Annotated in this window: 4 protein-coding genes; 1 reads left to right on the forward strand and 3 read right to left on the reverse strand. The window is 70.9% G+C overall.

The window, feature by feature from the left end:
• Positions 1-92 precede the first annotated feature (92 nt).
• The gene (locus tag ACIRG6_RS07530) at positions 93-3,494 is read right to left on the reverse strand and encodes a CARDB domain-containing protein (RefSeq protein WP_403321437.1); all 3,402 of its coding nucleotides are present in this window, start codon (positions 3,492-3,494) and stop codon (positions 93-95) included.
• Positions 3,495-4,037: 543 nt separating this feature from the next.
• Between ACIRG6_RS07530 and ACIRG6_RS07535 the strand changes: the two genes are divergently transcribed.
• Complete coding sequence (locus ACIRG6_RS07535; protein WP_403321439.1) at positions 4,038-4,499, forward strand: pyridoxamine 5'-phosphate oxidase family protein; 462 nt, start codon at positions 4,038-4,040, stop codon at positions 4,497-4,499.
• A gap of 29 nt (positions 4,500-4,528) precedes the next feature.
• Here ACIRG6_RS07535 and ACIRG6_RS07540 read toward each other — a convergent pair whose 3' ends face one another.
• Together ACIRG6_RS07540 and asnB are read right to left on the reverse strand one after the other, a co-directional pair.
• Positions 4,529-6,904 (reverse strand): Orn/Lys/Arg family decarboxylase, encoded by a 2,376-nt coding sequence (locus ACIRG6_RS07540; protein WP_403321441.1) that lies wholly within the window; start codon positions 6,902-6,904, stop codon positions 4,529-4,531.
• A 303-nt stretch (positions 6,905-7,207) separates the two neighbouring features.
• Positions 7,208-9,049, reverse strand: a complete 1,842-nt coding sequence (asnB, locus tag ACIRG6_RS07545) for an asparagine synthase (glutamine-hydrolyzing) (RefSeq protein WP_403321443.1) — start codon at positions 9,047-9,049, stop codon at positions 7,208-7,210.
• Positions 9,050-9,401: the final 352 nt, after the last annotated feature.

Below are 9,401 nucleotides of genomic sequence, written 5' to 3' on the forward strand. Positions count from 1 at the left end.
GCCGGCCCCGGGGGGGGGGGGGGGGCCGCGGGGTGGGGGGGGGGGGGGGGGGGGGCCCGGCCGGGCGCCCCCCCACCGCGGCGGAGCCGTGGTCAGCCGCGCGAGGCGGCGGATCCGCCTGCCGAGCCGTTGAAGGTGAACTGCGAGCCGGGTTCCTTCACGACGTCGCCCTGGGCCGAGTTGGTGATCGTCACGTTGTTCAGGGTGGCGCTGCCGCGCGCCCCGCCCATCGCGAGGATCCCGGACCCGTTGGTGGACTTGTCGATGGTGACGTTCCTGATCTGGACGTCGGGCATCGCACCGCCGCCCGTCTTGAACTGGATGCCGTCGTAGGTGGAGTCGTGGATGTCGGTGTCGCGGATCGTGACACCCGGGATGTCCTGGCCCTGGGCGAAGAGGGTGATCGCGCCGAACTCCTGGGCCTCGCCCCAGAACGCCCCGCCCGTGCGGTACAGACCGTTGTTGGCGAGGAGCGTCTGACCGGAGAAGGGCAGCGGGTCGTGGTCGGTGGCCAGCATGATCCCCGGGTAGTTCATGGTGTCGGAGATCAGGTTGTTCTCGATCGAGTTGCCGTGACCGCCGTAGATCGCGACGCCGTTGGCCCGCCAGGGCAGCTGGATGGTGTTGTTGCGGAAGTGGTTGTCGTGGCCGACGTCGACGGAGGTGTCCTTCACGTACTTGTTGGCCCACACGGCGAGTGCGTCGTCGCCGGTGTTGCGGAAGGAGGAGTTGTAGACGGTCGAGTTGCGGGTGCCGTTGGAGAAGTTGACGCCGTCGGCGTAGGTGTTGCGGATGCGGACGCCGTTGAACTCCAGTCCGTCGGCGGGGCCCCACAGCTCCGGGATGTTGGAGTAGTCCCGGCCGACCCAGGCGCCGACGTTGGAGTGCTCGATCCACACGTTGGAGATCTTGGTGTTCTTGCCGAAGCGGCCGTTGAGCGCGACGCCGCCCTCGGCACCGCCGTCGCCGCCGCGGATGGTGCCGGAGCCGAAGACGGCGATGTCGGAGATCTTGGTGTTGTCGTCGATGTCGAAGCCGAAGTTGCCCTCGTGCGGGTGGTTGATGCCGCCCGCGTCCTGCGGCTGGATCAGCGAGTACAGCTGGGAGTGCCACATGCCGGCGCCGCGTACGGTGACGTCCCGGATGCCGACCTGGTTGTACTGGCCCCGGTTCTGCGGGTCGTCGGTCAGGATCTTCTTCTCCTGGCGCCACTGGCCCGCCGGGATCCAGACGCAGGGGATCTCGCCCTTCTGGTCCGCCGTGACGGCGCGCTGGAGGGCGTCCGCGTCGTCGAGGCCGTCGTTGGGCACGGCTCCGTACTCGGTGATGGAGACGCACTCCGGGGGCTTGGCGGCGGCGGGCGCGACCTGCTCCAGGTCGACGAGGTCGATGACGTAGAAGGCCGCGTTGTCGCCGGCGTCGCGCTGGAGGCGGAACTTGGTGCCCGCCGGGTAGGTCTCGGTGAGCAGGGCGTGGGACTCGTCGAACAGGCGCCGGGCGTCACCGCCGGGCCGGTTGGTGAGGCCCTCCGGGTCGTCGGTCGTGCCGTAGAGCCAACTGTGCCTGGACGACAGGCTGAGCTTGCGGACGAACTTCCCGTCCGCGTAGAGGCTGATCGTCGCCTCCTGCCCGCCGCCGCCGGCGGAGTCCGGGATCGAGTTGCGCACGACGACCGAATTGGACGGCGTGGTGGAGGTGAACTCCACGTACTGTCCGGTTGAGTCGAGCCGGACCGACCGGCGGCCGGAGGACTCGGTGGCGAAGTTGGTGTGCCCGAAGGTCCGCTTGGCGTCCGTCTTCAGCAGGGTGCCGTCGTAACGGGCGTCCTCCGCCTCGTACTCGACGTAGGGCACGGCGGCGCCGCGTCCGACGACGAGGGAGCGGGCGAAGGTGTTGTTGTCCTCGTTGGTCTCCTTGACGACGGAGGTGGCGTCCGCCGTGGCGGTGAGGGTCGCTCCGCCGCTGGTGGCGGTCCAGTCGCCGCTGATGGCGACGTTCGCGGTGTCACCGGCCGCGATGGCGCCGGTGGTGCCGTTCAGGGTGGTGCCGCCGACGGTGAGCCGGGTGACCGACCCGGCGGGCACGGCACTCGTGCCCCGGTTGTGCACGGCGACGGTGAAGCCGACCTTGGCTCCGACGGCCGGGCTGGACGGGTTGGTGGTGATGCCGGTGACCTCGAGGTCGGGGCCGGGGGCCTGGCCGACGACCAGCGGCGAGCCGGCGTTGCGGCTGTTGTTGCTGTTGTCGAGTTCGGCGACGGAGTCGGAGGGGTCGACGACGGCGGAGACGGCGTAGCTGCCCATGGGCCGCTTGCCGACCTGCACCGGCACCTTCACCGACGCTCCTGGGGCGAGGGCGCCGACGGCGGCGCTGCCGGCGACGGTGCCTTCGAGGCTGACGTCCACCGTGGTCGCGGGCGATGCGGCGCTGCCGTTGTTGCGGACCGTGGCCTCGACGGTGACCGCGTCCGACTCGGAGGGCGAGGCGGGTGACCAGGTGAGCGAGGTGACGGTCAGGTCGGGTGCGGGTGCGGCCGCCCCGATGACCTCCAACTCCGCGACCTGTCCCCCGCCGGCGCCGGTGTTGCCGGAGAACTCCAGGCGTACGTCCGCGTACCGGCCCGAGACGGGGATGGTCACCGTGTTCTTGTTCTGTGCCGGGCTGAAGGTGTAGTCGGCGCGGTTCTTCAGGGTGGTGAAGCCGGAGGCGCCGGCCGGGCGGCCCAGCACCTGGATGCTCTGTGTGCGGGGGCCCCAGATCGGGTCGGGGTTGAGCTTGACGACGACGCCGCTCAGGTCCGCGTCCGCACCGAGCCGGGTGGTCAGTGTCGACGACTGGCCGCTCGCCTCCCAGTAGGTGGAGGTGCTGCCGTCGTTGGCGTTGGCGGCGACGTAGTTCTGGGTCGTGGAGGAGGCCTCCATCGGTTTGCGCAGGGCGAGGTTGGTGCCGGCCGGCGGGGTCCCGGGATCTTCGCCCCCGGCGTCGCCGTGGACTTCCACCTCGGACAACTGGGCCGCGTTCCAGCCCGTGTTGCCGGTCACCTGGACCCGGACGTAGCGGGCCTGCCCAGCGACGCCGACGATCACGGTGCCCGCGGCGTTCGGGGAGAAGGTCCTCGCCGCGCCCGCGGAGAGGGTGGCGAAGTCCTGGCCGTCGGTGCTGCCCTGGACGCTGATGGTCTCGGTGCGGGACTCCCAGGAGGCGGGGAGTTTCAGCACCACGTCGTCGATCTCGGTTCTGGTCCCGAGGTCGATCTGCACCCACTGGGGGAACGAGCCCGCGGGGCCTTCCCAGTACGAGGCCTGGCTGCCGTCGGTGACGTTGCTCGCCGGATAGCCGCCGTGGGCCCCGCCCGCCGTCACCGGTCGGCCCAGTGCCAGGTTCGGTCCCTCCGCGGCGGCCGCGTGGGCCGTGACGGGGAGCACGCCCGCGGTGAGCAGTCCCGCCGTCACAAGGCCGACGGAGACCCGCCGGCCCGGATGTCTTCCTCTCATGAGGCTCTCTCGTTCCCTTCCGTGAGTGCCCGGGCACCGGCCCCCGTCCCTTGCCCGCCGCACGCCGATGCGCGGCAGCGCCGTGCGGCGGTGAGTGCGGCGGGACATGGGAGACCGGTGCGCCTGGTGGGCGGTGGGGTGGTCAGCAGGCCCGGAAGAAGCCGAGGTGAAGCCGAGCCCGCTTAAATCCAAAAGTTGAGTGATTTCGTCAATCTTTTGCAGCGCTGAGGTGACAGGTTTCTACCGTGTATCGACTTTGTCAACGGCTCGGGGCGGGGCGGCACTTGGGCGCCGGAAGCCTGCTCGCGTCCGCTCGGCGCCTGACGTTGACGGCAGCGCGCACTCCGGGAGGCGGCGACCGGCGGTGAAGATTCCGTGGAGAGGCAGCGCGTCGGCTCCGTCCCGGGGTCACCTTGCCGTGCCCGGCCGGCAGCGACGCATTGGCATAAGCGAATCTCGCGGGCCCGAGGGGGGCATCGGTCGCTGGGAGTAGGTCCTGCGCCTCAGGCGCGCTTCGCACCCGCTTGGCTAGGGTCGGTCGCCATGGAGACCACGGGAATCGTTCGTCGCCGGACGGCGGAGCGTAAGCGCGACACTCTGGAGCGGCTCGTCACCGAGCGGGATGTATGGGTGTCGACGGCTCATCCGGACCACGGACCACACCAGGTGCCGCTGTGGTTCCTGTGGGACGGGCGAGCCATGTGGATGTGCACCAGCGCCGCTTCCGTCACTGCGCGGAACGTCCGCAAGGAGCCGCGCGTACGCCTGGCGCTCCCGGACACCTTCGACGTGGTGCTCCTCCAGGGCGAGGCGGAGTGCTTCCCGGACCGGGAAGTGCCCGCAGACGCGGCGGAGGCGTTCGCCGACAAGTTCGGGTGGGATCCCCGCGTGGAAGACGGCGCCTTTCTGTATCTACGCGTGCTCCCGAGGACTGTGCGCGCTTGGCGCGGCGAGCCGGAACTGCGCGGGAGAGTCGTCATGCGCGACGGGATGTGGCTGGAATAGCGGCCACGTCCCGTCGCGCCGCCGCGGCCTCAGCCCACTGTCCTGGCGCTCTCCCCCCGCCGCTGCGCCGGCGTCGTGGCATCCCCGAGCCCTTCCTGTCCGTCCGGACGGAGGCACTCGATCAGGTAGTCGCCGGTGTCGGGGTCGCGGGTCACCCCGTGCGTCTCGCTGCCGAAGCCGGGGAAGTGGCGGTCGAAGGACTCGAGGGCGCCCAGGTAACGCAGCAGAGGACCGTCCTCCTCCCCGACACTCTCGCCCGGCATGAGGACCGGGATGCCGGGCGGTGTCACCGTGACCATCGCCGCGGCGACCCGGCCCGGAGCGTCCGTCAGGCGGATGCGTTCCGTGCCGCCCCGGATCAGGCGCTGGTAGCACCGCTGCGGCGGGGCGACCGGCTCCGGGAGTTGCTGGAAGGCCCTGTCGAGGAGTTCGACCAGGCGGGCCCGGCGCAGGTGGTCGTGCATCTCCTGGCACAGGTCGCGCAGGCTCCGCCCCGCGTAGCGCCGCGGGTGCTCGGCGACCAGCGCGGGCAGGACACGGTCCAACGGGGCCTCACCGTCGTAGAGGTCCTTGAAGTCCATCAGGGCGTCCAGCAGCGTGCCCCACTTGCCCTTGGTGATACCCATGGAGAACAGCACCAGCGTGGTGTAGCTGTCGGTCTTCTCCACGACGATGCCGCGCGTGGTCAGGTACGCGGTGAGCACCCGCGCCGGGATGCCCCGGTCGGACATCGCCCCGGTCGCGTCGAGCCCGGGGCAGGTCAGGGTGACCTTGATCGGGTCGAGCATGCAGTACCCGTCGGTCAGGCCGGGGAAGCCGTGCCAGTCCGCGTCGGGCGCGAGGTGCCAGCAGGACGGTTCGGTCCGCAGCAGGTCCGCCGGAGCCTCGTCGAACGGCAGCCGCGCCCCGCTCTCGGGATCGGTCACCTCGTCCGGCTGCCACACCCCGAAGAACCAGGGCGGCCGGTCCCCGGCGGCCTCGATCCGCCGCCCGATCCGCACCATCTCCTGGCGGAACAGGACCGCCTCGGACACCGCCTCGTCGACCAGCCACTGTCCTTGCGGACCGTCCATCATCGCCGTGGCCACGTCCAGCGAGGCGATCATCGGATACAGCGGCGACGTCGTGCCGTGCATCATCAGCGCCTCGTTGAACCGGTCGTGCTCCACCGGCGCCCGCGGCGCGGGCCGGACGTGCACCATGGCGCCCTGCGACAACGCCGCCAACAGCTTGTGGGTGGACTGCGTCGCGAAGACCGTGGGCCGGTCGGGGCCGGGGAAGGCCTCCTCGTCCACCGACATGCCGTAGCGCCCCGCGTAGAGCGGGTGAAAGCGGGCGTAGGCGAACCACGCCTCGTCGAAGTGCAGCCGGGGCGTACCGGCCGCGAAGGCCCGGGCCGCCGCCACCGCGTCGTAACACAGCCCGTCGTACGTGGAGTTGGTGAACACCGCGTACTGGGCACGCGCCGACACCACGTCCCCCGTGAGGGGACTCTCCGCGATCCGCGCCGCCACCGAGTCCGCCGCGATCTCGGCCGGCGGCAGCGGTCCGGCGAGGCCGTAGCCGTTGCGGGTCGGGATCAGGTACACCGGCCGGGCTCCGGAGACGACCAGGCCGTGCAGGACCGACTTGTGGCAGTTGCGGTCCACCAGGGCGATCTCGTCGTGGGTCACGCTGAAGTGGCCGACCAGACGGTTGCAGGTGGAATCGCCGTGCAGGACGAAGTACGTGTGGTCGGATCCGAAGACACGCGCCGCGTTGCGCTCGGCCTCGCCGATCGGCCCGGTGTGCTCGAACAGCGAACCGAGTTCCTCCACCGAGATCGACAGGTCGCTGCGCAGCAGCCGCTCGCCGAAGTAGTCGTGGAACGCCCGTCCCACAGGTGACTTGAGGAAGGCGACACCGCCGGAGTGCGCCGGGGTGTGCCATGAGTACTCGTGCGCGTCGTCGAAGCGCCGCAGGGCCTTGAAGAACGGGGGAAGCAGCGCGTCCTGGTAGACATGTGCGGCCTTGGTGATCCGTCCCGCGATGAACGCCGGTGTGTCCTCGAGCGGCCACACATAGCCCACCACGGACTGCGACACCCACAGCGGCAGCTCCCGCAGCCCTTCGTCCGCCATGACCAGGAACACCGGCAGGTTCCAGAACCGGCGTCCGATCCGGCGCAGCACCGTCGCGCCGCCCGGCCCGTCCCCGGCTCCGGGCGGGAGGTCCCAGGCGACCACCGCGGCGGCCAGACCGGCCTCGGTCCTGAGGACGGCCTCGGCGTCGGAGACGCTCACCACCCACCGGACCTGGAGGCCGCGCGCCCGGATCCCTTCGGCGATGCGCGCCAACTGTCCAGCGGTGGCGCCCCCGTCCTCCGGGCGCTCCGCCACCGCGACCAGAACCGTGCCGTCTGCCATGCCGTCCCCTCCCGCGGTGGCCCGCGCCACCCCCACCAGTGTTCGCGGGCTCCGCACGTACGACGGTCCGGGGCCGGCCAAACCACCCCATCGGGGCACCGTACGGACGGCTCCTTGACGTGCCGCAACTCGCGCGCCGTCCCTCGCCCAGCACCTCACCAGGGCGGGCGACCAGCCGGTCGGTGTGCTGGCCGACGACCTGCTGCACTGCGCCGTCCCCCGGCACACGTACACCGACGACATCGCCTTGCTGCCGCTGCACAGCCCGTGAACCCTCACGAGCGACGGGGCGGCCGAGCCGTTTCAGCTCAGTTCGATCTCCGGCTGGTAGAGGTCCAGCCAGAGGGCGAGGTCGAGGGCCCGTTCCAGGCCGCGCCGGTCCGCCTGGCCGCTCATCGGCGCCTCCCGCTCGGCGGCCCGCCGCAGCCGCTCGGGATCGACGAGGTCGAAGACCGGGTGGCCGGTGCGGGTGAGCAGATCCTTGGCCTGGTCCTGGAGGGCCACGGCGTACTTGGGGTCCTGCGTGGACGGGTAGGGGCTCTTGACCCGGTCGTACACGGACTTCGGCAGCATGTCCGCGGTCGCCTCGCGCAGCAGGCTCTTCTCCCGCCCGTCGAAGGACTTCAGCGCCCAGGGGGTGTTGTAGACGTACTCGACGAGCCGGTGGTCGCAGAAGGGGACGCGCACCTCCAGTCCGACGGCCATGCTGGCGCGGTCCTTGCGGTCGAGCAGGATGCGCACGAAGCGGGTCAGGTGCAGGTGGCAGATCCTGCGCATCCGGTATTCGAAGTCGCTCTCGCCTTCCAGGCGCCGGATGCCGGCCACGGCGTCGCGGTAGCCGTCGGCCACGTACGCGGACAGGTCCAGGTTCTTCGTCAGGTCCGGGCGCAGCACGTCGGTGTCCTCCCCCATGTGGCGGCCCATCGACACCAGCCACGGGAAGGTGTCGGCGCGGCGTGCCTCCTCGTCGAAGAACTGCAGGTAGCCACCGAAGACCTCGTCGGCGGACTCGCCGGACAGGGCCACGGTGGAGTGTTCGCGGATGGCCCGGAAGAGGAGGTACAGGGAGGCGTCCATGTCGCCGAGGCCAGCCGGCAGGTCGCGGGCCCGGATGACCTTGGCACGGATCTCGGGGTCGGCGAGGGCGTGGGCGTCCAGCACGATGTCCTGGTGGTCGGTGCCGGCGGCCCGGGCGACGTCGTGCACGAAGGGGGTGTCGGGGGTGCCCCGGAGTTCGTCGGCGATGAAGTTCTCCGCCTGGCCCGCGAAGTCCACGGCGAAGCTGCGCACCTTCTCGCCGTGTTCGCCCAGTTGCCGGGCTGCCAGCGCGGTCATCGCGGAGGAGTCCAGTCCCCCGGAGAGCAGGGTGCAGCGCGGTACGTCGGCGACGAGCTGACGACGCACGATGTCGTCCAGGAGCGAGCGGACGTGCGCGATCGTGGCGTCCTGGTCGTCGGTGTGCGGACGGGTCTCCAGGTCCCAGTAACGCCGCTGGTGCACACCCGTGCGGTCGACCGTGACGACGGTGCCGGGCTCGATCTCGCGCATGCCGTCCCAGACGGCGTGACCGGGCGTCTTGATCATGGTGAACAGCTCGCGCAGCCCGTCGAGCCTGACCCGGCGGCGGGCCAGCGGGTTGGCGAGGATCGCCTTGGGCTCGGAGCCGAAGAGCACACCGTCCGCGGTCGGGTGGTAGTAGAACGGCTTGATGCCCATGCGGTCGCGGACCATGACGAGCTTGTTCGCGCGGCCGTCCCACAGGGCGAAGGCGTACATGCCGTTGAGACGCTCGGGGAGCGCGTCACCCCACTCGAGGTAGCCGCGCAGGACGGCCTCGGTGTCGGAGTCGGTGGTGAAGCGGTGCCCGCGGTCCGCGAGTTCACGGCGGAGTTCGGTGAAGTTGTAGGTCTCTCCCGAGTAGACGAGCGCGACCGTGCCGTGCGGGGTGTCGACGGTCATCGGCTGCCGCCCGCCGGGCAGGTCGATGATGGCGAGCCTGCGGTGGCCGAGCGCGGCGGGTCCCTGCGCCCACACGCCACGGTCGTCCGGTCCGCGGCAGGCCATCGTCTCGGTCATCGCATCCAACACCGTCGTCTCGGTGCCGAGATCGCGGTCGAAGGAGATCCAGCCGGTGATGCCGCACATACGCTACCTCCTGCGTCCGGCCCGCCCGACGACCCGCTGCCGGCATGCGTTTTGCGATTGCGAGCGTACCGTCCGGCGAACCAGTTGTAGTTGCCATCTACATCCCGAGCGTGCGTCATGGGAGCAGGCGCGGTCAACGCGACAGAAACGAGAAGGACACACAACACTGCTCGTTTTCGGACACACTTTGCGAACGCGATACCCTCTGCCGCCGTCAGGTCCGGAGCCCGCCGCGTGGAATCGGCCAGGGGCAAAGTCTTCTTCAACCGGCCGTGGGGGGGGGGGGGGGGGGGGGGGGGGGGGGGGCGGGGGGGGGGGGGCGCGCCCCCCCCCCCGCCGCGCCCGCGGCGCG

It is taken from the genome of Streptomyces flaveolus (assembly GCF_044765825.1).
GTDB classification, from domain to species: Bacteria; Actinomycetota; Actinomycetes; order Streptomycetales; family Streptomycetaceae; genus Streptomyces; species Streptomyces flaveolus.

What these genes read in the sequence shown, in the direction of transcription:
- asnB (WP_403321443.1), bottom strand. Translation starts at nt 9,049, where the DNA reads ATGTGCGGCATCACCGGCTGGATCTCCTTCGACCGCGATCTCGGCACC.
- ACIRG6_RS07535 (WP_403321439.1), top strand. Translation starts at nt 4,038, where the DNA reads ATGGAGACCACGGGAATCGTTCGTCGCCGGACGGCGGAGCGTAAGCGC.
- ACIRG6_RS07530 (WP_403321437.1), bottom strand. Translation starts at nt 3,494, where the DNA reads ATGAGAGGAAGACATCCGGGCCGGCGGGTCTCCGTCGGCCTTGTGACG.
- ACIRG6_RS07540 (WP_403321441.1), bottom strand. Translation starts at nt 6,904, where the DNA reads ATGGCAGACGGCACGGTTCTGGTCGCGGTGGCGGAGCGCCCGGAGGAC.